Here is a 23081-nt window from a genome sequence, read left to right as displayed (position 1 = left end):
CCCTCTTTATTTATGCCTTCAGTCGATCCGCTTACATGCGTTCCGGTGTCTGGATCCCCAGTAGGGTCAGCGCCGTTTCCAGTTGCAGCAGGGCCGCCGCCGACAGGCTCAGGCGAGAGCCACGGGTGGCCTCATGCCCTTGGGCCAGCACAGGGCAGGCGGCGTAAAACTTCGAGAAGCTCTGGGCCACGCGATAGGCATGTTCGGCCACAAGGTGCGGCATCCGCTTGTCATAGGCATCCGACACGGCGCTTGAGAACGCATCCAGCGTCAGGGCCAGATCGCGCTCGGCCTGCTCGCCGATAACGATCTCACCATGCTCTGCACCCTGATCGGCAGCCTTGCGCAGCAGCGATTTGATACGCACAGCCTGATACAGCAGGTACGGTCCGGTCTTGCCCTCGAAGCTGGTAAAGCGGTCGAGATCAAAGACGTAGGACGTGGTGCGCGCATTGGACAGATCGGCGAACTTCAGGGCGGCGATGGCCACCTTGTGCGCGATGTCCTCGAACTCGTCTTCCGGCAGGTCATCGCCCAGCTTGGCATCTTTCAGACGCTCGCGGGCCTTGTCCTTGGCCATGTTGATGAGATCGTACAGTTTCAGCACGCCACCGGCGCGGGTCTTGAACGGCTTGCCGTCGGTGCCGTTCATGGTGCCGAAGCCAAGGTGCTCCAGCGACTTTTCGGGCGCGTATCCGGCCATATAGGCGGCGCGGAAGACCTGCTCGAAATGCTCGGCCTGACGCTCGTCCACGAAATACAGGATCAGGTCGGGACCGATGGACTTCTTGCGATCCAGAATGGTGGCCAGGTCGGTTGTGCCATACATGGCCGAACCTTCCGACGAGATGACCAGCAGCGCCGGCGGCGAGGGCACCTGCACGACCGAGCCGTCTTCCAGCTTCTTCTTGCGGGTCTCGCCTTCGCGCGCGACGTGGACAACCTGTGCGCCGGCATCGGGCACCAGCAGGTTCTTGGCCTTCAGGTCGGCGATCATTTCTTCCATGACCGGATCGGCATCGCTTTCGCCGTTCCACAGGTCAAAGGTCACATCCAGCGCGCCGTATTCGCGCACCAGAGCGGTGCGGCTGACCGCCACGAAATGTTGCCACAGGGCGCGGTAACCGGCACGGCCAGCTTGCAGTTCTGCGGTTGCCTTGCGGGCGCGATCGCGGAAGGCGGGGTCTTCCTTGGCCTTGCCCGCAGCCAGCGGATACATGCGCTCGAGATCGGCCAGCGAGACGGGGCTCTCGGACGGGAAGGGACCATCGCCCTCGGCCATAAAGGCGTCGGCAATGCCTTCGTCACCGCAGGCGGTGATCAGCAGGCCCATCTGGAAACCCCAGTCGCCAAAGTGGGCATCGCCGATCACTTCATCGCCACGGAAGCGGAAGATGCGCTTCATGCTCTCGCCGATGATGGCCGAGCGCAGGTGGCCGACATGCATCGGCTTGGCGACGTTCGGGCCGCCGAAATCGATCACGACCTTGCGGGCCGTATCCACGGTGGCGGCTCCGGCACGGGCGCTGTCAGCAGCCACTTCGCCCGCGCGTTGCGACAGGGCGGCATCCGACAGCTTCATATTGATGAAGCCCGGACCGGCGATCTCGACCGCCGACAGGGCCGGATGGCCTTCCAGATGCGCGGCGATCTTGGCCGCCAGTTCGCGCGGATTGGCTTTCAGAGCCTTGGCGGCAGCCAGTGCGCCATTGGACTGGAAGTCGGCCAGATCGGGGCGGTCCGACGGGGTAACGCGGGCCAGAGCGGCGTCCACGCCTTCGGCAGCGAAGGCGGTGGCGACCGCTTCGCTGAGTACAGTTTTGAGGTCGGTCATGATCTTTTAGTCTGTTTGTCCCGCCGTCGGGCGGAAGCGGCTGCCCGAGCGGTTGAACTCGGCTTGTTCCTGCGAAACCTCGAAACCGATCAGGATTTCGAAATTGCCGCCCGAAGTGGTGGCTTCGGCGCGCGGGATGACGATGGTGTGGGCGGGCTCTGCGGTGGTGCGGTCAGCACTGCCGAAATTCACCGGCAGATCGAAATATTCCTTGTCCAGCACCGCCGAGTTACGCTCGGTCACGGCCACCCAATAGCGATAGGTGTGCGCATCGCCCTGTGCGGCCGGACCCTTGCCCAGCGAGAACAGCAGGTTGAAATCGACGCGGATCGGGTCGCTCTCGCGATAGGAACAATCCGAGCTGACGCCCTCGATTTCGCCGGTATAGCCGACGCCATTGGTGGACGGGCGGCTAAAGTCGCTCAGTTCCACATAGCGGGCGGCATCGTAGAGAATCTTTACATACGGGCACGGACCGGCATTGGCGCGGCGCGACAGCGGCGCAAAGCGCATCGGGCGAGGCTTGGCCTCATCGGCCTGTTGTCCTTGGCCTTGGCCTGGTCGTTGTTGCTGTGCAACGGCAGCAGTGGGCATCATCGACGCCGTAATGGCGGCAGCAGCAAGGGCGGTCAGGACGCGACGCATCTGGATCTTTCCGGCAATCGAAAGGGCAGGTGGGGACGAAAAAGGTCGGTCTATCGAAGATAGTCCAATTTTTCCGCGAACCACGCTGTCCGGTGATAGCGGCTAAAGCAAGACGCCGCAAACAGGCATTGCGCCCCGCGCACCATAATCGGAGCCGTAACATACGCTTTGCGCGGATAGACGCTTCGTCCTAGTGGCGAAGTGCTGCGCAAACCATTAGGTTCACCGCCATGATTTCTCTTGTGTCTGCCGATCCGAACGCCATGTCCAAGCGCCCCCTGACCATCCGTATGGCGACGCCGCGCGGCTTTTGCGCCGGTGTGGATCGCGCCATCCAGATCGTAGAGCGGGCCATCGAGAAATACGGCGCGCCCGTCTATGTGCGCCACGAGATTGTGCATAACCGCCATGTGGTCGAGCGCCTGAAGGCGCTGGGCGCAGTGTTTGTGAAAGAACTGGATGAATGCCCCGACGATCGTCCGGTGGTGTTTTCAGCGCACGGTGTGCCCAAGTCGGTGCCGGCGACGGCTAAATCGCGCCAGATGCTTTATCTGGATGCCACCTGTCCGCTGGTCTCCAAGGTCCATGTCGAGGCCGAGCGTAATTTCAAGAATGACCGCCACATCATCCTGATCGGCCATGCGGGCCACCCCGAAGTGGTCGGCACGATGGGGCAACTGCCGCAGGGCGCGATCTCGCTGGTGGAAACCGTGGCCGATGCCGAGGCCTTCCAGCGTCCGGGCGATACGCTTTTGGCCTATGCCACGCAGACCACGCTGTCGGTCGATGACACCGCCGAGATTCTGGCGGTTCTGAAGCGTCGCTTCCCCGAGCTTCCCGATCCGCACAAGGAAGACATCTGTTACGCTACCACCAACCGTCAGGAAGCCGTCAAAAAGCTGGGCGACGGGTGTGATCTGGTGCTGGTGGTCGGCTCCAAGAACTCGTCCAACTCGGCGCGTCTGGTCGATGTGGCCCTGACCGCAGGGGCCAAGGCGGCGCGTCTGGTCGATGATGCCAGCGATGTGGACTGGTCGTGGTTCGAAGGCGTGAACACACTGGGCGTCACGGCGGGGGCATCGGCACCCGAGCCGCTGGTCGAAGGTCTGATCGAGGCCGTTCGCCAGCGTTTCGACGTCACCCTGACCGAAGACGACGGCGCACGCGAAACCATCACCTTCAAACTGCCGCGCGTCCTTCAGGACTAGCGCCTACATCCGTCATCCCCCGACTTGATCGGGGGACCCAGCGGCGCGGGTGAGCGCGAAACCGGCGGGCAGACGAATGCGGTTAGGATCGCCTCAGCTCAAACTGAACTGGCTCCAGCTTTCGGTGTCGTGGTCATAGAGGGCGGCAGTTTCGCCGCGCATCTCGATGACGAAGTGTGTGCCGCTATGGTGATCATAGCCGGTATAGGGGCTGCGCTCGCCGCCAAGGTGTATATAGCTGGCGCGGGCATGGTCATAGATATCGGGCAAGTTGCCTGACAGCTTGGCATTGCGCGAAATATCCACGCCACTGACCGTCTTGCCGTCCAGAGCGACCGAGATGTTCAGGTGCTCGGCCTTGTCATAATCATAGACACTGGTGACCGAACGCCCCAGCGCATGGGACAGGACAAGGGCGGCGATAGAGGCGCGAACGTCGCGTGGGATCATGACTGGCTCCGGTGAGTATCGGGCGAGATTACAAAAAAGGCGCAGCTTGATGAAAGCCGCGCCTTTTGATTTTGCGTGTGCAGGCTAGGGTTTACAGGCCCAAAATCTTAGAGACCTGGCAGCTTGAAGCGTTTGTCCTGACGCGGGGCGATGGTGATACCTTCGCGGCCGCCGGTCAGGGCTTGCATACGCGCGTGTTCGCTGTTGGCGTCCACGGTGCGTGCGCCTTCCGAACCGATCAGGTTGGTGGCAGCTTGCGTTGCCGGATCATTCTTGCGCCAGAACATCAGGCGGTTGGCCCAACCTTCTTCCTTGTGCGCCAGATCGCCGAACTCGTCGTCAACCACATAGCGGGCCAGCGGGTCTGCACGCTCGCCACCGGCCTGTGCGACCAGAACCTGCTCACCCGGCGTGCGGGTCACAGCCTGACGCTGGCCCAGCAGGATTTGGCGGGCAGCCGATTCGGGAGCCAGTTCTTGCGGACGCGGAGCGCCTAGCGACGGCGGGGTCAGACCGTATTCCGGCGGTACCACCAGCGGGGCCGACGACACAGTCAGGAATTCGTCCGGAGTCACCTTGGTCAGGCCGATGCCTTGTTTCAGGGAGCCACAGGCTCCCAGGCTCAGCATCGCGGCGGTGGCGACGGTCAGGGTGAGGGCAGTACGAATGCGCATATTCAGGCTCGGCTCCGGTCGGCTGTCCATGTTTAGACAACTCGGGTCGAATAGGAAGAGATGTGATTACGACTTTTCGACGACGACGCCAACCTTGGAACGACGTTCCGAGAGGAAGGAATCGAGGATCAGCAGCGCAACACCCACAGTGATGCCGCTATCGGCGATGTTGAAAATCCACGGAAACAGGCCGGTGCCCGAGAAATCGAGGAAGTCCACCACGCCGCCAAAGCGTACACGGTCGATGACATTGCCGATGGCTCCGCCAATGACCAGACCGATGGCCGCCGCCAGCAGGCAGCGGTTGGCCTTATAGGCCCATACGGCCAGTGCGACGGCCACACCGACCGAGAACAGGCTGAGAATCCAGCGGGCTTCGCCGCCACCGAACATGCCAAAGCTGACGCCGGTGTTCAGCACATAGGTCAGGTTGAAGACGGGCGGCAGGACATCGGCGATGCGAAAGCCGTCCAGCAGGGACGAAGGCGGTGCGGGCATAGCCGACAGCACCATGGCCTTGGTGATCTGGTCTGCAACGATAACAATGAGGGCCAACGCATAGGCGCCCAGCGCAAGACGGGAAAGTTTCATAGCCTTCGCCTAACAGGAAGGAGTGGGACTCGGGAAGCTGAAAAAACGCCCCACCGTTTCCGATGGGGCGTTTTCCTTCATTAGGCCTTCAAGCCGTCCAGATATCGCACCGTATCGGCATCGCGGGCCGACAGGTCCGGATATCCGGCATCCGAGCCGACATCCGGCACCTTGCGCCACGAACGGGCGCATTTCGGATAGTCGGCGGTCTTGATGACCACAGCGATGGCATCGCCCGCCACCAGTTCGGCACCCGAGGTGCGGAACACCTCGGCCGCATCCAGACCTTCATAGGCGGCCAGCAGTTCGGCAGGGGCGGTGACGGTCGGCCATGCGTCCAGCGCACCACCGATGACCTTCTCGCGGCGTGCGCCTTCCAGCGCCTCGTTGACCACTTCCATGACCTGCTGGACCTTGGCCCAGCGTGCGGCCTCGGCGGCATTTTCCCACTCCGCCGGAGCAAGCGGCAGGACACGGGAGCAGTTGGCACCGGCTTCGGCGTCAGGGAAGCGCGACGACCATGCCTCGTCCATGGTGAACGGGGTGATCGGCGACAGCCATGCGGTCAGGCGGTTGAACACCTCGTCCATGACCGTGCGCACGGCGCGACGCTTGATGCTGTCGGGACGGTCGCAATACAGGCTGTCCTTGCGGACGTCGAAATACAGCGACGACAGATCGCCCGAGCAGAATTCCAGCACCGGACGCACCACGTCCTGGAAGCGGTATTCCTCGAAGGCGGTCTTTACCTGAGCGTCCAGTTCCCACAGGCGATGCAGGATGAACTGCTCCAGCGGCGGCATGTCGGCATAGGCTACGCGCTCGGCCTCGTCGAAACCGTTCAGCGCACCCAGCAGGTAACGCACGGTATTGCGCAGCTTGCGATAGGCATCGACCGTGGTTTGCAGGATCTGCTTACCGATGCGCTGGTCTTCGGAATAGTCGACCAGCGACACCCACAGACGCAGGATGTCGGCACCCGATTCCTTGATGACGGTCGCAGGGTCAATCGTATTGCCCTTCGACTTCGACATCTTCTCGCCCTTCTCGTCCAGAGTGAAGCCGTGGGTCAGGACCTCGTTAAACGGGGCGCGACCACGCGATCCACAGCCTTCCAGCAGCGAGGACTGGAACCAGCCACGGTGCTGGTCCGAACCTTCGAGATACAGGTTGGCGGGCCAGTGCGACGGGCGGTCGCCCTTATAGCCATGGGCCGGATCGCGTTGTTCCAGCGTGAAGGCGTGGGTCGAGCCACTGTCGAACCAGACATCGAGGATGTCGGTGATCTTTTCGTACTGGGCCGGATTGTGGTTGCCGAGGAAGTCCTCGTCCGGTGCCGTGAACCATACGTCCGCGCCACCCTTGGCGACAGCGGCGACGATGCGGGCATCCACTTCGGGATCGACCAGCGGCTGACCGGTTGTCTTGTCCACGAACATGGCCAGCGGGGTGCCCCATGCGCGTTGACGGCTGATCAGCCAGTCAGGACGGCCCTCGACCATGGCGCGGATACGGTTGCGCCCGCCCGCCGGATAGAAGGCGGTGTTGTCGATAGCGTCCAGCGCACGCTCGCGCAGAGTGTCACCGTCCGACAGTTCCTCATCCATACGGATGAACCATTGGGGCGTATTGCGGAAGATGATCGGGGCTTTCGAGCGCCACGAGTGAGGGTACGAGTGCTCGACACGGCCGCGCGAGAGCAGGTTGCCCGCCTCGATCAGCTTGTCCATCACCGCGCCATTGGCGGGGCCGAACTTGCCGGTCTTCTTGCCTTCGGTTTCCAGCACCTTGAGGCCCGCAAACAGCGGCACGTGCGGATAGTATGCACCGTCCGGATCAACCGTTTCGGGCACTTCGCGATGACCGTGGGACAGCCAGACCGCATAGTCGTCTGCGCCGTGGCCGGGGGCGGTGTGCACAAAGCCGGTACCGGCATCGTCGGTGACATGGTCGCCCGACAGCAGAGGCACGGCAAAGCCATAGCCGGTGTCCAGCGCGGCCAGCGGGTGCGCGCATTCCAGACCCGACGGATCGATGTCGTAGATACGGGTAAAGGTGGCCACCTTGCCCGCCTTTAGCACGTCCTCGGCCAGTTTGTCGGCGAGGATGAAGCGGTCACCGGCCTTGGCCCAAGGCTCGAACTCCAGGCCTTCTTCCATGGTCGCGACTTCGTACAGGCCGTACTTGATCTCGGGGCCATAGGAGATGGCGCGGTTGGCGGGGATGGTCCACGGAGTCGTGGTCCAGATGACGATGGACGGGGTCTTGTGCTTGAAGGCCAGCAGGTCGTCCGGATGGCTGTCCGACATGCCCGTGACGGGGAACTTGACCCAGACTGTCGGCGAGACGTGGTCGTGATACTCGACCTCGGCATCGGCCAGCGCGGTACGCTCGACCGGCGACCACATCACCGGCTTGGAGCCGCGATAAAGCTGGCCCGAGTTTTTAAAGCGGTGGAACTCGGCAACGATGGCCGATTCCGAGCTGAAATCCATCGTGGCATAGCGGTGCGCAAAGTCACCCGTGATGCCAAGGCGCAGGAACTGGTCGCGCTGAAGGTCGATGAACTTGCCCGCATATTCGCGGCACGCGGTGCGGAACTCGTCCTTGGACACCTCGTCCTTGCGACGGCCCTTCTTGCGGTATTCTTCCTCGATCTTCCACTCGATCGGCAGGCCGTGGCAGTCCCAGCCCGGAACATAATCGACATCATGGCCCATCAGGAAGCGCGAGCGGACGACAAAGTCCTTCAGCGTCTTGTTCAGGGCGTGACCGATATGGATGTCGCCATTGGCATAGGGCGGACCATCGTGCAGCACATAGAGCGGTGCCCCTTCGGCCTGACGCTTGGCGCGCAGGGTCGAATAAAGGTCACCCCATTTTTCGAGGATTTCCGGCTCTTTTTTCGGCAAGCCGCCACGCATCGGAAAATCGGTTTCCGGCAGGAAGACGGTATCGCGATAATCGCGGGCTTCGGTAGCGGTGTTGTCGGCGTCGGACATGGTCAGTCTTTTTCGTCTAAGCGCACGGCACCCCGATGAAAGGGTGCAAAAATTTGCGGCAGTCTAGCGTGAAGTGATGAAGGGCCAAAGGCGTTAAGCGCAGGCACAGTCCATCATGGCGTTTTAGATATAGATCCCGACGCGCGCGGAGCGGTTCGCCCCAGTCTCCAAGATAAGGCTTGGAGCGCTACGCCGGGCGGCTAATCAAAATCGTGCGGATCACGCAAAAGGTCATGTTCAGGGCTTTAGCAGACACCTGTGCGACCCGACCAGACCCAAGGGGCCACTTCTTGTCGCTGTTTTTGCGCAGCGTTGCCATTCGGTCCTCCGGCACCAATATGAACACGGGTCTTTGAAGGGGCGGGATTATGTTTCTGGTGACGGGTTTGGTACTGGCGGTGCTGATGCTGGCCGCAACACCGCAAGGTCGGGCGGCAGGACAGACATGGGTGTGCGACATCGCACAACGCCTGAACGCGATCACCAGAGGGCAGCTGATATTCTACACCGCTCTGGCCTTGGCGGGACTGGGGCTGGTGGTGCTGTTCGAAGCCGAGGGTGTGCGCGTATTTGCCATGATCGCGCCCGAGGCCGTGATGTGGTTTGCCGCCTTCGACATGGCGATCATGCTGGATGCCATGGTGCTGCTGGCCGGACTGGGCGCGATGCAAAAAATGCGTTCGGCTGTGGAGGTTCTGCGCCAATGGTCGCAACGGATCGTCGGTGTCGCCAGACGGGGAGGGCACCAACGCCGCAAGCGGCCAGCCCGCACATCCATCTTTGCGCGGCGCAAGGATCGCGAAGATCCCGAGCCGCAGGGTCTGGTCTTCGCATGAAATGTTTGCCGCCTTTGCGCGGCGCGTTAATGTGCGCCAAGGGATCAAACGGGACGGGACAACAGCTCATGCCAACCGCTTCAAAACTATCATTACTGGCCGCTGTGGCGCTGATGCTGGCCGCCTGCTCGCCGCAGGCCGAGGCTCCCGCCGAACCCGCCGCCCCGCAAAAGGTCGGGCGCGAAGCGGCCATCGAGGCAGGCAATGGCCCCCCTGAGCAGTTCATCCGCGCCCTTTACGCCGCCTATGACCACCCGCCCGCCGAGCCTGTGGCCCCCGGTCGCGACATGCTGATCCAGCGCACCTTGAATGCGATGATCTTCTACGACTGGAAGAATGCCAAGGAAGCGAACCGCGAGCCGCACCTGAAGAATGATCCGGTCTGCGACTGCACCGGCGGCAAGGTGGTTCTGAAAACCGTCGCCATCACCGAGGGCGAGCGCAACTTTGCCGATGCCGCCGTGACCTTCACCGTCGACGGCACCGAGAAATCCCAGATCGTGAAGCTGGAAAAAGAAGGCGGCCGCTGGAAGGTGCTGGACATCGTCAAGCCCGGCGAAAAGCCCCTGACCGAACAACTCACCGCCGTCCTCAGCTAAAAGCCCCAAGGCTGGCGGCTCAGATCAGGCCGTAATGACGGGCCAAGGCCTGCAGGCCTTGTTTCAGCACCGTCTTGCCCTGTCGGCGACGCAAGGACAGTTCCTGTTCGGCCAGTTGCAGCGAGGTGCCGCGCACGCACACCTGTTCCAGCATGGCCCTTAGATGCGGGCCTGTTGAAGCCAGTGCAGTCTCGACACGGGCCGAGGCACTGATGGCGCGGTCGGTCGGTTCGATACGGGCAGGCGACGCCCCCGAGCGGCTGCTGGGCAGGCCGTCCCAGCGCATGGTCAGCGACGGGCCGCGCAGGGCCGCTTCGGCATCAAGGCGCAGTCTTTCCCCCGCCGCGACTTCGTGGGGCAACAGCCAAGGCCTGCCCGAATGGTCCTTGCGGCGCGCCAGCCATGCAATGGGGCTTTCGCCGATATTGGCCCGAAGCGGAATGGCGCGGCCTTCATTGTCCATGACGGTGCGCTGTCCGATAATCTGGCCGGGGCAACCGGCGGGCGGGACGGCTCTGTCCGGTGTGCTGGCACGACGGGCGCTCCAGCCGCCGCCGGTACGACGGCGCAGCCCCGGTTGCTCGGTCATGGCGCGAAAGTCACCCTCGTCCAGCAACAGCACGACGCGGCCCCTGCGGTCCCCGCCCAGTCGCAAGGGATAGCCCTGCTGCGTTTCGTCCAGCCATGCGTCGGGACGGTCCATCAGGCGGCGGGCGCGTTCAAGCAGACGGGTTTGGCTCATCGGTATCCTCGCGGTGCGTTGTCAGGGGCCAGATCGACGCGCGGCAGGTCCATCAGGCGCCGCAGGGCATTTTCCAGCCCGTCCATCAGCAGGTCGTAATCGGCACGGTCGCGCTCGTCCTCGGCCCAGCGACAGGCGCTGGAAGCGGTGGCGCGGTTCAGGCCAAAGGCATGGGCGACCCGCTCCAGCGGCCAGCCGAACGACACATGGGCCAGATACATGGCCGACCAGCGCGCCCGACAGGCCCGCAGACGGATACGCTCGCGACGGGTCATTTCTTCAACAGGAATGCGAAAGGCCAGTGCCGTCAGGCTGAGCGCCGCATCGGCACAGATGCGATCTCCTTCCAGAACGGGCACGCGGTACACTTCGGTCAATATTCAACTCCCCATCCCGTTCAGCCTCATGGCTCTGTCTAGCCATCATGGGGCGGCCTATCGGGTTGGCTAGGAAAATATTCTTATTATACGTCAATCGCGGACGCCTGCCCTTGCAAAGCTTGACTTTGGACGAACCTTGATGGGTGAATTGGCTGGGGATAGTTCGCATGCTGACGATGCAGCACGCGGCGCGACCGACCGCGCTGCGCAAAAATTAACGAATCGTTGACTCACCCCTAGACGCCGATTCGCAAATCAGCGTAGGCGTTTCATATCGGGATCGCGTTAACCTTTCTTAAGGTTTTAAGCGGTTAACGTACGAACAAGGTTACTCGGGCTGTGCCAATTGCGCGGTCGTACTCAAGCTTTGCCTGGAGGGGCATAAATGCGCGTCCTGTTGATTGAAGACGATCACGCCACGGCCCAAAGCATTGAACTGATGCTCAAGTCGGAAGGCTTTAATGTCTATACGACTGATCTGGGTGAAGAAGGCATCGATCTGGGCAAGATCTATGACTACGATCTCATTCTTCTTGACCTGAACCTGCCGGATATGAGCGGTCTTGAAGTGTTGCGTCAACTTCGCAACGGCAAGGTCAATACGCCGGTCATGATCCTTTCGGGCAGCCACGAGATCGAAACCAAGGTCAAGACCTTTGGTGGCGGTGCCGATGACTATCTGACCAAGCCGTTCCACAAGGACGAGCTGATTGCGCGCACCCACGCTGTGGTTCGTCGCTCCAAGGGTCACGCCCAGGCGATCATCCACACCGGCGAAGTCGCTGTGAACCTCGACGCCAAGACCGTCGAAGTGAACGGCCACCGCGTGCACCTGACCGGCAAGGAATACCAGATGCTGGAGCTGCTCTCGCTCCGCAAGGGTACGACCCTGACCAAGGAAATGTTCCTGAACCACCTGTATGGCGGCATGGACGAGCCGGAACTGAAGATCATCGACGTCTTCATCTGCAAGCTGCGCAAGAAGCTGGCGACGGCTGCCGGCGGCAAACACTATATCGAAACCGTCTGGGGCCGTGGCTATGTGCTGCGCGACCCGTCGGAAGTCGGCAACGCTATCGAAGCGGCCTGACCCACCCGATACCGGATTTGAAAACGCCCGCTGGAAACAGCGGGCGTTTTTCGTTTCAGGATCGGGTGTAGAGCCAGTCTGCGGGCAGGCCCAGCCTTACACAGGACTGGGCGGCGGGGGACTGACGCAGGGGGAAGCGGTCTGCACCTTGCGCGATGCGTCGCACCAGTGCCCTTTGCCACCCCTTTAAACCATCCTGCGGTGTAAGGCCCACTATACGGGCCACATCGGGCGGCACCATGTCGATGGCCGCGCGCACCAGCAGGATCTGGACGGGACGCGCCAGGGCAGGGAAGGCATCGGCCTTGCGCATGATGTCCAGAAACTCGAACACTATGGGCGAGTGGCTGAGCTGTGGCGTCATGGCGGCGAGTTGGGCCTGCCATTGTGCCTCGGATTTCGGCGCGCCAATAGCGCCGTAAAGGACAGCAGCAGGATAGGCATCGGACCAGGCCCGATCTCTCTCTTTAGCCGTCAAAGGCCGCACATAGCGATGAAAGGCCTCGGTAAAACCATACCCGGCCGTGGCCTGAACCCAGCTCAAAAGCTGGGTGTCATTGGCCTTGTAGGGACGACCGTTATCGGCTGTGCCGGTGACACGGCTGTGGCGGCGGACAATACCGGCGATCATGGTCCTTGCCTTCGAGGCCGGACCATAGACGGTGATCATTGCGGCAAGGCCGGTACGTTTCAGCCGTGGCACCGGATCGGTGCGAAAGCTGGTGTGGTCCCACACGCCCGCCCGCACCCGCGCCTCGGCCAGTTCGAGGATCACTGCGGCCACCCCGCCGATAAACAGCGAGACGGGGTTTTTGAACACCTGCCAAGAGACACTGTCTTGAGCGATAAGCGCTGCCTCGCCGGCCGGTTGGCTAAAGTCGAAAGGCGCTAGGTCGGCGGGCTGTATAAAGGCGGCAGCTGCGGCGTCGATCCTGTTGCGGACCGGTTTAAAAAGCGAGGTACTCATGCGGCTATAACGGCCCTGTTACCCTTGCTGTTCCGGCAAAAAGGGTGCCGGTTATGACAGGGCTTGGGCCAATGCGCGGCCCATCGCGGTCGGCTTTCCAAGGGCATCGAAAGCCAGCGGACTATCCTTGCCATCATCATGCGGCGGGCGGCGTAACCATGAATCTGTGTCGCGCACACCCCAGAGTGTTAATGCATACCGTTGGTGTGCAGGTAAGGAATAAAAAGTTTCGGTTAATTCCTTAACCCGATCAGTCTGTTGACTGATCTTTTTTGATACAGTTCTGACATCCGGCATGCCGCCTTCCCGTTTGAGGGACGCGTCCAGTTCCGAGACATGGACCGGCAATCCGAACCCTGCGGCCTCGCGGATAAAGCGGCTGATCTGGCCCTCATTGATTTCGATATCCAGATGGCTCTGGGTGCCGATACCGCCGATGGGGGCTCCCGCCTTTAACAGGCGCTCGACCAGTCGCAGGAAGGTGTCGCCCTTGGCCGGATTGTTTTCCAGATTGTAGTCATTGATGAACAGGACAGCATCGGGATCGGCCAGCTTGGCCTGTTCAAAGGCGCGGACCATGTGGTCGATTTCGCCAAGGTTCTGCGACCAGTGATGGCTGCGCAGGCCGTTGCCGTCCTCGGCCACCGCCTCGTTGACCACATCCCAGCCGCGCACCCTGCCGCGATAACGGCCCGCGACGGTGGCGATATAGTCGTCGAACTTGGCGCGGTATTCATGGGGCGACAGGCCTCTGAATGCCGCCTCGCCTTGCGAATACCAGACCAGCGTCGTGCCGTGCATGTGCAGATCGTGGGCGCGGCAGAAGTCTGCGATCCGGTCGGGCGCATCAAAGCGATAGCCATCAGGGGTGAGGATGTATTCCATCTTCATCTCCCATTCGGGCGTGATCTGGTTGAAATGGGTCAGGGCCAGACGGTTCCAGGCCGGATCGTCCAGCTGGCCGGTCATGGCACAGGTGCCGACAGGGCAGGGCGCGGCATCTTTCAAAGCAGGAATGGGCGCGGTCGGCTGCGCTTCAAGAGGGGAGCAACCGCCCGCGAGGGGCGCGACGGCAAATGCCGCCGATCCGTGAATGATCTGGCGGCGTGACAGCATGGCTCAGCTGCCGTTGCGGCGGCGCAGGCCCATTTCGTCAAACGTAGCATTCTCGCGGCGGGTGGCGGCGATGCGGGCATTCAGGCGCGAAACCTCGGCCACATGCTCGAACTTCTTCAGTTCCTCGAAGGCCGCGGTCAGGGCGTCACGCGCGCCTTCTTCCTCGCGCAGCAGGGCTTGCAGCAAGCCTTCGCTATGGGCGCGGCGCAGCTTCCAGCCGTTCATATAGGCCTGAAGCATCATGGCATGTTGGGGATCGCCCGTGGCATTGCCACGCTCGGCCTCGGCCTCGGCATCCAGTATGACCAGCTTCATTTCCGCATCGGCGCGTCGTGCCGCAACCTCGGCCATGCGCTTTTGCAGGGTCTCGACCTCGTAGTTGGTGAGGCGGATCAGGGATTGTGCCCATGCAGTCATGTGGCTTCTCCGGTCAAGCTTCTAGCATGCCCAAGTTGAGGATGGATTCAAGTCTTTCGAACGATTCATCCAGTCGCGTCACATCATCCTTGTCCTGACGCAGGAACTCTTCGAGCATCGGATTGAGGGAAATGGCGCGATCGACAATCGGGTCCGCACCGCTGCGATAGGCCCCGATCTTGATCAGTTCTTCCATGTTGGAATAGGCCGACAGACACTGGCGGGCACGACGGTTCAACTCGCGTTCCGGCGGGGTCTGGCATTCGGGCATGGTCCGGCTGACGGACTTTAGAACATCGATGGCGGGGAAGCGCCCGCGCTCGGCAATCTTGCGGTCCATAACGATATGCCCATCCAGAATACCGCGCACGGCATCGGCAATCGGCTCGTCATGGTCGCCGCCATCCACCAGCACGGTGAACAGGGCGGTAATCGGCCCCGCCTGACGGCCATCGGCCAGCAACGGCCCCGGTCCCGCACGCTCCAGCAGCTTGGGCAGTTCGGTAAAGACGGTCGGCGTATAGCCCTTGGTCGTCGGTGGCTCGCCTGCGGCAAGGCCGATCTCGCGCTGGGCCATAGCAAAACGGGTGACCGAGTCCATCAGGCACAGAACTTCCAGACCCTGATCGCGGAAATATTCGGCGACCGCCATGGTCATATAGGCCGCTTGGCGACGCTTCAGCGCCGGCTCGTCCGATGTGGCCACCACGACGACAGCGCGGCGCAGGCCTTCTTCGCCCAGTGTCTCCTCGATGAACTCGCGCACTTCGCGACCCCGTTCACCGATCAGACCCACAACCACCACATCACAGGTCGCCTGACGTGCCAGCATCGACAACAGCACCGACTTGCCCACGCCGGAACCGGCGAAAATGCCCAGACGCTGGCCACGGCAGGTGGTGGTGAACACATCCATCGAGCGCACGCCCAGATCCAGACGCTCGCCGACACGGGCGCGCGAGTGGGCGGGGGGCGGCGAAGCTTTAAGCGTATAGGGCAATGGGCCTTGCGGCAGGGGACCATGGCCGTCAATCGGTTCGCCAAAGGCGTCGATGACGCGGCCCAGCCACTGGGTGGTAGGGCTGACCGAGGCGGCGGCCTCGAGAATTTTGATATCGGCACCGGGGGCCACGCCCTCGACGGGGCCATAGGGCATCAGCAGGGCCTTGGCGTCGCGGAAACCTACAACCTCGGCGGGCAGGGGCGATTGGCCACGGCGCGAAATCTCGGCCCGCGCGCCTACGGTCAGACGTGACAGGCCGCCACGGCTTTCGATCAGCAGTCCGTTCACGCCCGCCACCTTTCCGGTGACCACGACAGGATCAATGCTTTCGGCGGCGGCAATCAGCTGGCGCAATACGGGTTCCGGTGCCTGTCGGCAGTTTAAAGGGCTGAACCTCTGCTGTGCCGGACTTATGGTTAATCAGGGGTGAAGATCGGGTTGAGCATTTTGACGTAACGCCGTGATTACAGAAACAAAGGTTTTCAGGTTCATGGTCACGCTTATGGCAATACCCCCGTTGTCAGACCGGAATGCGATCCAATGTTCAGAAAGAACCCCGCAGTCGCGCTCAACAAGATCAGGCTCGAAGAGCTGGAGCGCCGCATGGCTGCGATTGGCCGTTCGCAGGCCGTGATCGAGTTTGAACTGGATGGCACTATTATTGATGCCAACGAGAACCTGCTCAAAACCATGGGCTATTCGCTGGACGAAATCCGTGGCCAGCATCACCGCATGTTTATGGACCCGCAAGAAGCGGCTTCGTCGGAATATGCGGCCTTCTGGCGCGAACTGAACGAAGGACGCTTTGTCGCCCGCAAATTCCGCCGCATGGCCAAGGGCCAGCGCGAGGTCTGGCTGGAGGCGTCCTATAATCCGGTGCTGGACGATAATGGCCGCGCCGTAAAAGTGGTCAAACTGGCCATCAACATCACCGATGCCGAACAGACCGCCCGTCGTGCCGAGGCCCAGCGCCAGACCGACGAGGCCGCGCAGACGCGCTTGGTCGAGGTTCTGGCCGAAAACCTGTCCAAACTGTCCGAAGGTGATCTTCGCGCCGTGATCGATACGCCGCTGGATGGCGCGCACCAACGGGTGAAGGACGACTTTAACGGGGCGACCAACAGCCTGCGCTCGGCGCTGGAACAGGTCATGGATGCCGTCGGTGTCCTGAAAACCGGCTCCGAAGAAATCGCCAACTCGGCCGATGATCTCTCACGTCGCACCGAACAACAGGCGGCCAGCCTGGAACAGACGGCTGCGGCTCTGGACGAGATCACAGCCACAGTACAACGCAGCGCCGAGGGGGCTCGTCAGGCCTCAACGGCGGCGGTGGCGGCCCGCACAGAAACGGACCGCTCGGGCGAGGTCATGCAAAAGGCCGTGGCGGCTATGGATGGCATCTCCCGCCGTTCAGCCGAGATTGGCGACATTATCGGCGTGATCGACGAGATCGCCTTCCAGACCAACCTTCTAGCCCTGAATGCGGGCGTCGAGGCTGCCCGGGCGGGCGAGAGCGGGCGTGGTTTTGCTGTGGTCGCATCCGAGGTCCGTACTCTGGCCCAGCGTTCGGCAGAGGCGGCCAAGGAGATCAAGTCGCTGATCTCGGCCTCGGCCAATGAAGTCGCCGAAGGTGTGAAACTGGTCGGTGAAACCGGCCGTGCGCTGGAAACCATTGCCGCGCGGGTGGCCGAAATGGACGCTCTGGCCGCCGAGATTGCCGCGTCCTCACAGGAGCAGGCGACAGGTCTGGGTCAGGTGAATGCGGCGGTGAACCAGATGGATCAGGTCACCCAGCAAAACGCGGCCATGGTGGAAGAAACCACGGCTGCGGCAACGGGTTTGCAAAACGAAACCCGCCAGTTGGCCACACTGGTCAACCGCTTCAATACCGGTCGCAGCGCCGTTGCGGATACCCCGCGCGACGTCCGGCCTGTCGAACATCGCTTGCGAGGCGGAATGTCGCCCGCTCTCACAAGCCAGAGATCTCGTCTTAAAGCTGTCGTTAACGGTTCCCCCGCCGAAGACTTCGTGGAGTTTTAAGACGAGGCGGCCCTGATCACTTACCTTGTTCCCCCCTCCGTAACATCAGGGTCGCAAACTTCCTTTTCACCGGCACAGGTCCGGTGTGCACAAGTCCCCTCGAAACTGCCCGCCCCTGTTCCCCGGGGGCGGGCTTTTTTCGTTAGGCGGCTTGTTTGGTTGCCAGGGGCTCGGCGTCATTGTCCGCGACGGGCAGGGACGGTTTTTCGTTCCGCGATGTGGTCAGAACAGCTCCGACCGAAGCGGTCATCACCGCCGCAATCGCCAGCCATTGCAGCATGGTCAGATGCTCTCCGAGGAACAACAGGCCCGCCAGCGCGCCAATGGCCGGATCGGCACTGACCGCCACGCCGAAGGTGCGTTTGGGAATGGCCTTTAGCGCGATCATGTCCAGCGTATAGGGTATGGCACTGGAGGCCAGCGCCACCAGTACGCCCATGGCCAGAAGCTTGGGGCTGAGCAGGGCCGCGCCGGCGCTGACGACGCCGACAGGAACCACCACCATAGCCGCCACGCTCATACCCACGGCCACTGTGGCACCGGAGGGCAGGTGGCTGACGCGCTGGCCAAAGACGATGTAAAGCGCCCAGAACAGAGCCGCCATCGCCGCCCATGCACAGCCGACCGGATCAAGCGTGCTGACATTGCCGTCCAGCGGCAACAGCAGCGACAGACCCGCCGCCGCGACCAGCACCCAGACGAAATGGATGGGCTTGCGGGCGCTGAACAGGGCCACCGACAACGGACCGGTGAACTCGATCGCCAGCGCGATCCCCAGCGGGATCGTGGCCAGCGACAGATAGAAGCTGAGGTTCATCAGACCCATGACCGCGCCGTAAAGGGCCAGCCCTTTCAGGTCTTTGGCCGTGAAATCATGACGCCACGGACGCCAGACGGTCAAAAGGATGATGGCCGACAAACCCACGCGCAAAGCCGCCGTCCCCATGGCACCCGCCTCGGGGAAAAGGGTTTTGGCAAAGGATGTGCCGATGGACAAAAACAGGATGCCGCCGATCAGGGCCAGATAGGGCACCGCGACCGAAAACAGGGGGGAACGGGGGAGGGAGGCGTTACGGAACATGGCGGCAGAAATAGCCAAAAGCCGGAAATATGTGTTGGCGAATTTGATTGCACTAATGCCTGATTTCAGCGTTTGATTATGGTCTTATGCAAGAAACGCTCGTCCTTGATGAATTTGACCGCCGCCTGCTGGATTTGGTGCGGCGAAACAACCTGACGCCCGCCCGCGTGCTGGCCGAAAAGGTGGGGCTGTCGGAATCGGCGGTGTCGCGCCGTCTGCGCCGCCTGCGCGAGGAAAAGATTATCGTCGCCGATGTGGCGGTGGTGGATCGCGGACGGCTGGAAAAGGCGCTGACCATGCATGTGCTGGTCGAGATGGAGCGCGAGGGGACGGCGGTGATCGACGCCCTGATGCGCAAGCTACAGGCGCGGCCCGAGGTTCACGGCCTGTGGTACACGACCGGCCATGTGGATTTTATCCTCTATGTCGTGGTGGCCGATATGGAGGCCTATGACATCTTTACGCGCGAGGCGCTGAACGACGATGCGCGGGTGCGTAACTTCACCACCCTGTTGACGATCCGCGAGGTCTTGCCGTTTGATCCGTCCCAGCGGGTGATCTCGCGCAGTTAGGGAGCGAGCGCAATGAATGTATTTTGGGCCAGTGCGGTGGTTGCGGCGACGATGACCTTGACTGCGGCCGGCGCGGCATCCGCCTGCATTCCTATGCCGCCACCTCGCTGGGATCTGGTTCCACAGCAGGACGGTATGCCCATTGTCATTGGCCGTGTCGTGACGGTGGTTCCTGATGGCGGAGATGTCTGGAATGATTTTGTCCGCGCTGAAATCGAAACACTGGAAGTGCTTCAGGGCGATGTACCATCCCGCTTTTTTGTGCGCGGGATCAGTGAGCATAGAGTAGACCCCAACTCTATCACATTGTGGTGCGGCCGATTGATGAGCGATCAGCCAAGCGATGTTGTCATGGCCGTTTCACGCAGCGAAGGGCGGTATGAACTGTTGCTGCCGATGCAGATTGCCGAGCATTATCGCCAGTGGATGGAAAACTATGCTGCCGATATTGAAGTTAAGCCTTAGGGCGAAGCTTTTCTAAAAGCTTTTTCAGAAAAGCTGGAAGGTGTCGGCTTGTCGTCAGGCGTATAGGCGCTATGTCTTTGCCGAACCAGAATCCAAGGAGATCGCCCATGTCCGACACCCCGTATGATGCCAGCCGTCACAAGAAGGCCGGACGTGGCAAGGTGTTTGACAGCATCGTCGATACGATTGGCGATACGCCACTGGTGGCCCTGCCGAACCTGACCAAAGAACTGGCCCCCAAGGCCCGCGTGCTGGCCAAGCTGGAATTCTTCAACCCGATCGCTTCGGTCAAGGACCGCATCGGCGTGGCCATGATCGAGGCGCTGGAACAGACCGGAAAGATCAAGCCGGGCGCGACGCTTATTGAACCGACCAGCGGCAATACCGGTATTGCACTGGCCTTTGTGGCAGCCTCCAAGGGTTACAAGCTGATCCTGTGCATGCCCGAAAGCATGTCGATCGAGCGCCGCAAGATGCTGGCGCTTCTGGGTGCCAAGATCGAGCTGACCCCCGCAGAAAAAGGCATGAAGGGCGCGATTGCCCGCGCCGAGGAACTGCTGGCGGAAATCCCCGGTTCGGTGTCTCCGGCCCAGTTCGAAAACGAAGCCAATCCGGCCATCCACGAAGTCTCGACCGCCGAGGAAATCTGGAACGATACAGCCGGTGGCGTCGATGTGGTGATTTCCGGTGTCGGCACCGGTGGCACCATTACCGGTGTCGGCCATGCGCTGAAGAAGAAAAAGCCGTCGATACAGATGATCGCCGTCGAGCCGACAGCATCGCCTGTGCTGTCGGGCGGCGCACCGGGTCCGCACAAGATTCAGGGTATTGGCGCAGGTTTCGTACCGCCGGTTATTGATACCGGCGTGATCGATGCTGTCGAACAGGTCACCAACGAAGACGCATTCGAAATGGCCCGCAAAGTGGCCGCTGTCGAAGGTATTCCGGTCGGTATCTCGTCGGGGGCGGCCCTGTCGGCGGCCTTCCGTCTGGCGGCGCAGGATGCCTATGCGGGCAAGACCATTGTGGTCATCATCCCCAGCTTTGCCGAGCGTTACCTTTCGACGGCCCTGTTCGAAGGCCTGTAAGGCACGGGATACTCGGCCCAAATCGTTATGCAGGTGCAGAGGACGACAATATTTGTTCTGTCCTCTGCACCTGTAATTAACCCGCGCGCGTTATAGGGCGCATATGGGAAGTGCCGCTGTAATCAAATCCGGAGCCGAAAAGGCCGCCGAGAATGACCGCGCAAGGCTGGTATTGTTGCGCCGACTGACCGATGTGGTCAGCCTGCCCGCCAGCCGTATCAATGCATTCGAGCGGTCGGTTGTTGCGGACCTGATGGTGGATATGCTGCGTCAGGCTCCGATCGAGGAGCGCCGCAGGATTGCCGCCCGTCTGGTGCCTCTGACAGATATTCCCGACAATATTTGCCGCCTGTTGTTGCGCGACGACATTGTTGTGGCGCGCGAACTACTGGATGAATCGGCGTCGCTCAGTGACCATGATCTGATCAGTTGCGCGACCGATGCCAGTATTGAGCACTGTAAGCACATTGCCCGCAGGCGTGGCCTGACCCCTGCGGTGTGCCATGCCCTGATCGAGCGGGCCGATGCCGAGCTGACCCAGCTGGTTCTGGCCAATAAGGACGCCTCGATACCGACCACGGCGCTGGAAACCACGGTGGCGCATAGCCGTCATCATCCCGAACTGTGCGCGGTGATCCTGAAAAGGCCCGAACTGCGCCCCTCCAGTGCCTATGTGATGTTCTGGTGGTGTAATCACGAGGAACGCAGTGTCATCCTGCGTCGCTTTGCTGTCTCGCGCGAGGTCTTGCAAGGTTCGGTGGCCGATCTGTTCGGTAATGGCACCGGCGAGGGCTGGGACGATGCCTATGTCCGCAAGGCGCTGCAATTTATCGAGCGTCGCCAGCGTAATCGCGAGGCGGCTCAGGTGTCGCCCTTTGGTGGACTTGAGGGCGTTATCAAACATGCCTCCGAAACGGGGCTGACCCCCGATCTGGTGGCCGAGATTGGCCAGTTGGCAGGGGTCAAACCTCTGACGGCCGCCAAGATGCTGAGCGACGAGGGTGGTGAATCCATTGCTGTATTGTGCAAGGCGACGGGTTTGACCAAGCCGTATCTGTCCCTGTTGTGGAAGGCGATGCGTCGTCCGTTTGACGAACAGGGCGCGGATGCTGACCCGCGCTGGGAGCGGGTGCAGATCGTCTATGACATACTGGCCGTTGATCGCGCCCAAACTGTATTGCGGTACTGGAACTGGGCGCTGACCTCTGCGCTGACCCCGCAATTGATCCGTGCCATCCGCGAGGGTGAGGAACATCTGATCGATGCCTTCTCGGCCGCGGAACGCGCGGCCATGCTGGCCCTGTCCGAAGACTTCAAAAACTGAGATCAGGTCGGGTCAATACAACTGTAATTTGAAATAACATGATATTTCAATATTATAAGGCCGTTATTGCTGCCCATATTGCGCCTTATTCGGCTGACAGATCATCGGTAATACTGAAATCTACACTGATCGATGGTCCGTATTTTTACCTAACATCATTCTGAATAAACCCTATTGTCTGTAGGGTATTGGGTATGGCTGGATCAGGTGCATTAAATACAAGTAATACATACAGACGATTACGCCATTTTTCCTTGACAATCCTTCGATAAAGATCAGGATATCGCCGGATTAAAGTAACATAAGAGGCTAGTTATATAGCCCTTTCTATTAGCTTCATTGGCGGGACAAAAATGGAAGACAAACCAGAACTTCTGGAAATGACGGCGGATATCGTATCGGCCTATGTCAGCAACAATATGGTGCCGGCCGAAGCCGTGCCGGGCCTGATTTCGCAGGTACATGCTGCGCTGACAGGTATTACTGTTGCACCGGTTGAAGAAGAGCCGGAACCGCGTGAGCCGGCTGTTCCGCTCCGCAAGTCGATCACGCCTGACTTCCTGATCTGTCTGGAAGACGGTCGCAAGTTCAAGTCGCTGAAGCGTCACCTGCGCACCAAATACAATATGAGCCCGGAAGAATACCGCGAAAAGTGGGGCCTGGCCAAAGACTATCCTATGGTCGCACCGAACTATGCCAAGGCACGTTCGGATCTGGCCAAGCAGATGGGTCTGGGTCAAGGCGGTCGCAAACCGGCCCGTGCCACCAGCACTCGCGCCAAGAAGTAATACCGGTCATCGACCAAGAAAAAGCCCGCATCGAAAGATGCGGGCTTTTTTAATGCGAGCGATGAAACCTAGGCTGCGTTTTGCAGGGCCACACGACGGGTGCGCCAGAAACGCAAGGTACGGCGGGCCGTCTCTATATCCAGCGACGAATACAGGCTGGCATAGGAAC

The 23081-nt window shown here is 61.2% G+C and carries 23 protein-coding genes; 10 read left to right on the top strand and 13 right to left on the bottom strand.

What is annotated here, in order from left to right:
* Window positions 1-31: 31 nt before the first annotated feature.
* Both argS and RSB01_RS07175 read right to left on the bottom strand, forming a co-directional pair.
* The gene (argS, locus tag RSB01_RS07180) at window positions 32-1834 is read right to left on the bottom strand and encodes an arginine--tRNA ligase (RefSeq protein ID WP_332619487.1); all 1803 of its coding nucleotides are present in this window, start codon (window positions 1832-1834) and stop codon (window positions 32-34) included.
* 6 nt (window positions 1835-1840) lie between these two features.
* Complete coding sequence (locus RSB01_RS07175) at window positions 1841-2479, bottom strand: Tat pathway signal sequence domain protein (RefSeq protein WP_332591929.1); 639 nt, start codon at window positions 2477-2479, stop codon at window positions 1841-1843.
* A gap of 230 nt (window positions 2480-2709) precedes the next feature.
* On the opposite strand from RSB01_RS07175, the gene ispH reads away from it, so the two are divergent.
* Complete coding sequence (ispH, locus tag RSB01_RS07170; RefSeq protein WP_332619488.1) at window positions 2710-3687, top strand: 4-hydroxy-3-methylbut-2-enyl diphosphate reductase; 978 nt, start codon at window positions 2710-2712, stop codon at window positions 3685-3687.
* Between the two features lie 93 nt (window positions 3688-3780).
* Here ispH and RSB01_RS07165 read toward each other — a convergent pair whose 3' ends face one another.
* The 4 genes from RSB01_RS07165 to ileS all read right to left on the bottom strand — a co-directional run bounded on the left by RSB01_RS07165 (window position 3781) and on the right by ileS (window position 8404).
* Window positions 3781-4137: a hypothetical protein gene (locus RSB01_RS07165; protein ID WP_332591931.1), complete on the bottom strand. Its 357-nt coding sequence runs from the start codon at window positions 4135-4137 to the stop codon at window positions 3781-3783.
* Between the two features lie 107 nt (window positions 4138-4244).
* Window positions 4245-4811, bottom strand: a complete 567-nt coding sequence (locus tag RSB01_RS07160; RefSeq protein WP_332619489.1) for a DUF3035 domain-containing protein — start codon at window positions 4809-4811, stop codon at window positions 4245-4247.
* A gap of 66 nt (window positions 4812-4877) precedes the next feature.
* The gene (gene lspA / locus RSB01_RS07155) at window positions 4878-5402 is read right to left on the bottom strand and encodes a signal peptidase II (protein ID WP_332625235.1); all 525 of its coding nucleotides are present in this window, start codon (window positions 5400-5402) and stop codon (window positions 4878-4880) included.
* 80 nt (window positions 5403-5482) lie between these two features.
* Window positions 5483-8404, bottom strand: a complete 2922-nt coding sequence (gene ileS / locus RSB01_RS07150; RefSeq protein WP_332625234.1) for an isoleucine--tRNA ligase — start codon at window positions 8402-8404, stop codon at window positions 5483-5485.
* Window positions 8405-8772: 368 nt separating this feature from the next.
* Here ileS and RSB01_RS07145 point away from each other — a divergent pair, with 368 nt between their 5' ends.
* On the top strand, window positions 8773-9240 hold the full coding sequence (locus RSB01_RS07145) for a hypothetical protein (RefSeq protein ID WP_332591004.1): 468 nt from the start codon (window positions 8773-8775) through the stop codon (window positions 9238-9240).
* A gap of 68 nt (window positions 9241-9308) precedes the next feature.
* Window positions 9309-9839: a DUF3828 domain-containing protein gene (locus RSB01_RS07140; protein WP_332591003.1), complete on the top strand. Its 531-nt coding sequence runs from the start codon at window positions 9309-9311 to the stop codon at window positions 9837-9839.
* A 19-nt stretch (window positions 9840-9858) separates the two neighbouring features.
* Here RSB01_RS07140 and RSB01_RS07135 read toward each other — a convergent pair whose 3' ends face one another.
* Complete coding sequence (locus tag RSB01_RS07135; RefSeq protein WP_332591002.1) at window positions 9859-10581, bottom strand: DUF6456 domain-containing protein; 723 nt, start codon at window positions 10579-10581, stop codon at window positions 9859-9861.
* Complete coding sequence (locus RSB01_RS07130; protein ID WP_332591006.1) at window positions 10578-10949, bottom strand: chromosomal replication initiator DnaA; 372 nt, start codon at window positions 10947-10949, stop codon at window positions 10578-10580. The genes RSB01_RS07135 and RSB01_RS07130 overlap by 4 nt, the downstream gene beginning before the upstream one ends.
* A gap of 397 nt (window positions 10950-11346) precedes the next feature.
* On the opposite strand from RSB01_RS07130, the gene RSB01_RS07125 reads away from it, so the two are divergent.
* Window positions 11347-12051, top strand: a complete 705-nt coding sequence (locus RSB01_RS07125; RefSeq protein WP_332591001.1) for a response regulator transcription factor — start codon at window positions 11347-11349, stop codon at window positions 12049-12051.
* A 55-nt stretch (window positions 12052-12106) separates the two neighbouring features.
* Here the strand turns inward: RSB01_RS07125 and RSB01_RS07120 are convergent, their stop codons facing one another.
* From RSB01_RS07120 to fliI, 4 genes are read right to left on the bottom strand one after another with little or no spacing between them, the layout of a single operon-like run.
* Window positions 12107-13018, bottom strand: a complete 912-nt coding sequence (locus RSB01_RS07120) for an oxygenase MpaB family protein (RefSeq protein ID WP_332591000.1) — start codon at window positions 13016-13018, stop codon at window positions 12107-12109.
* Between the two features lie 51 nt (window positions 13019-13069).
* Window positions 13070-14134 (bottom strand): endo-1,4-beta-xylanase, encoded by a 1065-nt coding sequence (locus RSB01_RS07115; RefSeq protein ID WP_332590999.1) that lies wholly within the window; start codon window positions 14132-14134, stop codon window positions 13070-13072.
* Between the two features lie 3 nt (window positions 14135-14137).
* On the bottom strand, window positions 14138-14551 hold the full coding sequence (locus RSB01_RS07110; protein ID WP_332590998.1) for a flagellar FliJ family protein: 414 nt from the start codon (window positions 14549-14551) through the stop codon (window positions 14138-14140).
* 13 nt (window positions 14552-14564) lie between these two features.
* Window positions 14565-15908 carry a flagellar protein export ATPase FliI gene (gene fliI, locus RSB01_RS07105; protein WP_332620358.1) on the bottom strand — a complete coding sequence of 448 codons (1344 nt, stop codon included), beginning with the start codon at window positions 15906-15908 and terminating at the stop codon, window positions 14565-14567.
* A gap of 186 nt (window positions 15909-16094) precedes the next feature.
* On the opposite strand from fliI, the gene RSB01_RS07100 reads away from it, so the two are divergent.
* Complete coding sequence (locus tag RSB01_RS07100) at window positions 16095-17594, top strand: PAS domain-containing methyl-accepting chemotaxis protein (RefSeq protein ID WP_332625231.1); 1500 nt, start codon at window positions 16095-16097, stop codon at window positions 17592-17594.
* Window positions 17595-17736: 142 nt separating this feature from the next.
* Here RSB01_RS07100 and RSB01_RS07095 read toward each other — a convergent pair whose 3' ends face one another.
* Complete coding sequence (locus RSB01_RS07095) at window positions 17737-18675, bottom strand: DMT family transporter (protein WP_332619659.1); 939 nt, start codon at window positions 18673-18675, stop codon at window positions 17737-17739.
* Window positions 18676-18761: 86 nt separating this feature from the next.
* On the opposite strand from RSB01_RS07095, the gene RSB01_RS07090 reads away from it, so the two are divergent.
* From RSB01_RS07090 to RSB01_RS07070, 5 genes are all read left to right on the top strand, one after another.
* Window positions 18762-19247 carry an Lrp/AsnC family transcriptional regulator gene (locus tag RSB01_RS07090; protein WP_332591753.1) on the top strand — a complete coding sequence of 162 codons (486 nt, stop codon included), beginning with the start codon at window positions 18762-18764 and terminating at the stop codon, window positions 19245-19247.
* Window positions 19248-19259: 12 nt separating this feature from the next.
* Window positions 19260-19712 carry a hypothetical protein gene (locus tag RSB01_RS07085; protein ID WP_332591754.1) on the top strand — a complete coding sequence of 151 codons (453 nt, stop codon included), beginning with the start codon at window positions 19260-19262 and terminating at the stop codon, window positions 19710-19712.
* Between the two features lie 107 nt (window positions 19713-19819).
* The gene (gene cysK, locus RSB01_RS07080; RefSeq protein WP_332591755.1) at window positions 19820-20800 is read left to right on the top strand and encodes a cysteine synthase A; all 981 of its coding nucleotides are present in this window, start codon (window positions 19820-19822) and stop codon (window positions 20798-20800) included.
* Window positions 20801-20903: 103 nt separating this feature from the next.
* Window positions 20904-22124 carry a DUF2336 domain-containing protein gene (locus tag RSB01_RS07075; protein WP_332591756.1) on the top strand — a complete coding sequence of 407 codons (1221 nt, stop codon included), beginning with the start codon at window positions 20904-20906 and terminating at the stop codon, window positions 22122-22124.
* A gap of 353 nt (window positions 22125-22477) precedes the next feature.
* Window positions 22478-22912, top strand: coding sequence for a MucR family transcriptional regulator (locus tag RSB01_RS07070; protein ID WP_332619657.1), 435 nt, complete (start codon window positions 22478-22480; stop codon window positions 22910-22912).
* Window positions 22913-23081 lie beyond the last annotated feature (169 nt).

This window comes from Brevundimonas sp. (assembly GCF_036659295.1).
Taxonomy (GTDB): Bacteria; Pseudomonadota; Alphaproteobacteria; order Caulobacterales; family Caulobacteraceae; genus Brevundimonas.
The sequence above is the reverse complement of the archived record's forward strand: the minus strand, read 5'-3'. Positions and strand labels throughout refer to the sequence as shown.

Excerpts from the sequence above, each read along its gene's own strand:
- argS (WP_332619487.1), bottom strand. The coding sequence starts at position 1,834 with ATGACCGACCTCAAAACTGTACTCAGCGAAGCGGTCGCCACCGCCTTC.
- RSB01_RS07175 (WP_332591929.1), bottom strand. The coding sequence starts at position 2,479 with ATGCGTCGCGTCCTGACCGCCCTTGCTGCTGCCGCCATTACGGCGTCG.
- ispH (WP_332619488.1), top strand. The coding sequence starts at position 2,710 with ATGATTTCTCTTGTGTCTGCCGATCCGAACGCCATGTCCAAGCGCCCC.
- RSB01_RS07165 (WP_332591931.1), bottom strand. The coding sequence starts at position 4,137 with ATGATCCCACGCGACGTTCGCGCCTCTATCGCCGCCCTTGTCCTGTCC.
- RSB01_RS07160 (WP_332619489.1), bottom strand. The coding sequence starts at position 4,811 with ATGCGCATTCGTACTGCCCTCACCCTGACCGTCGCCACCGCCGCGATG.
- lspA (WP_332625235.1), bottom strand. The coding sequence starts at position 5,402 with ATGAAACTTTCCCGTCTTGCGCTGGGCGCCTATGCGTTGGCCCTCATT.
- ileS (WP_332625234.1), bottom strand. The coding sequence starts at position 8,404 with ATGTCCGACGCCGACAACACCGCTACCGAAGCCCGCGATTATCGCGAT.
- RSB01_RS07145 (WP_332591004.1), top strand. The coding sequence starts at position 8,773 with ATGTTTCTGGTGACGGGTTTGGTACTGGCGGTGCTGATGCTGGCCGCA.
- RSB01_RS07140 (WP_332591003.1), top strand. The coding sequence starts at position 9,309 with ATGCCAACCGCTTCAAAACTATCATTACTGGCCGCTGTGGCGCTGATG.
- RSB01_RS07135 (WP_332591002.1), bottom strand. The coding sequence starts at position 10,581 with ATGAGCCAAACCCGTCTGCTTGAACGCGCCCGCCGCCTGATGGACCGT.
- RSB01_RS07125 (WP_332591001.1), top strand. The coding sequence starts at position 11,347 with ATGCGCGTCCTGTTGATTGAAGACGATCACGCCACGGCCCAAAGCATT.
- RSB01_RS07120 (WP_332591000.1), bottom strand. The coding sequence starts at position 13,018 with ATGAGTACCTCGCTTTTTAAACCGGTCCGCAACAGGATCGACGCCGCA.
- RSB01_RS07115 (WP_332590999.1), bottom strand. The coding sequence starts at position 14,134 with ATGCTGTCACGCCGCCAGATCATTCACGGATCGGCGGCATTTGCCGTC.
- RSB01_RS07110 (WP_332590998.1), bottom strand. The coding sequence starts at position 14,551 with ATGACTGCATGGGCACAATCCCTGATCCGCCTCACCAACTACGAGGTC.
- RSB01_RS07100 (WP_332625231.1), top strand. The coding sequence starts at position 16,095 with ATGTTCAGAAAGAACCCCGCAGTCGCGCTCAACAAGATCAGGCTCGAA.
- RSB01_RS07095 (WP_332619659.1), bottom strand. The coding sequence starts at position 18,675 with ATGTTCCGTAACGCCTCCCTCCCCCGTTCCCCCCTGTTTTCGGTCGCG.
- RSB01_RS07090 (WP_332591753.1), top strand. The coding sequence starts at position 18,762 with ATGCAAGAAACGCTCGTCCTTGATGAATTTGACCGCCGCCTGCTGGAT.
- RSB01_RS07085 (WP_332591754.1), top strand. The coding sequence starts at position 19,260 with ATGAATGTATTTTGGGCCAGTGCGGTGGTTGCGGCGACGATGACCTTG.
- cysK (WP_332591755.1), top strand. The coding sequence starts at position 19,820 with ATGTCCGACACCCCGTATGATGCCAGCCGTCACAAGAAGGCCGGACGT.
- RSB01_RS07075 (WP_332591756.1), top strand. The coding sequence starts at position 20,904 with ATGGGAAGTGCCGCTGTAATCAAATCCGGAGCCGAAAAGGCCGCCGAG.
- RSB01_RS07070 (WP_332619657.1), top strand. The coding sequence starts at position 22,478 with ATGGAAGACAAACCAGAACTTCTGGAAATGACGGCGGATATCGTATCG.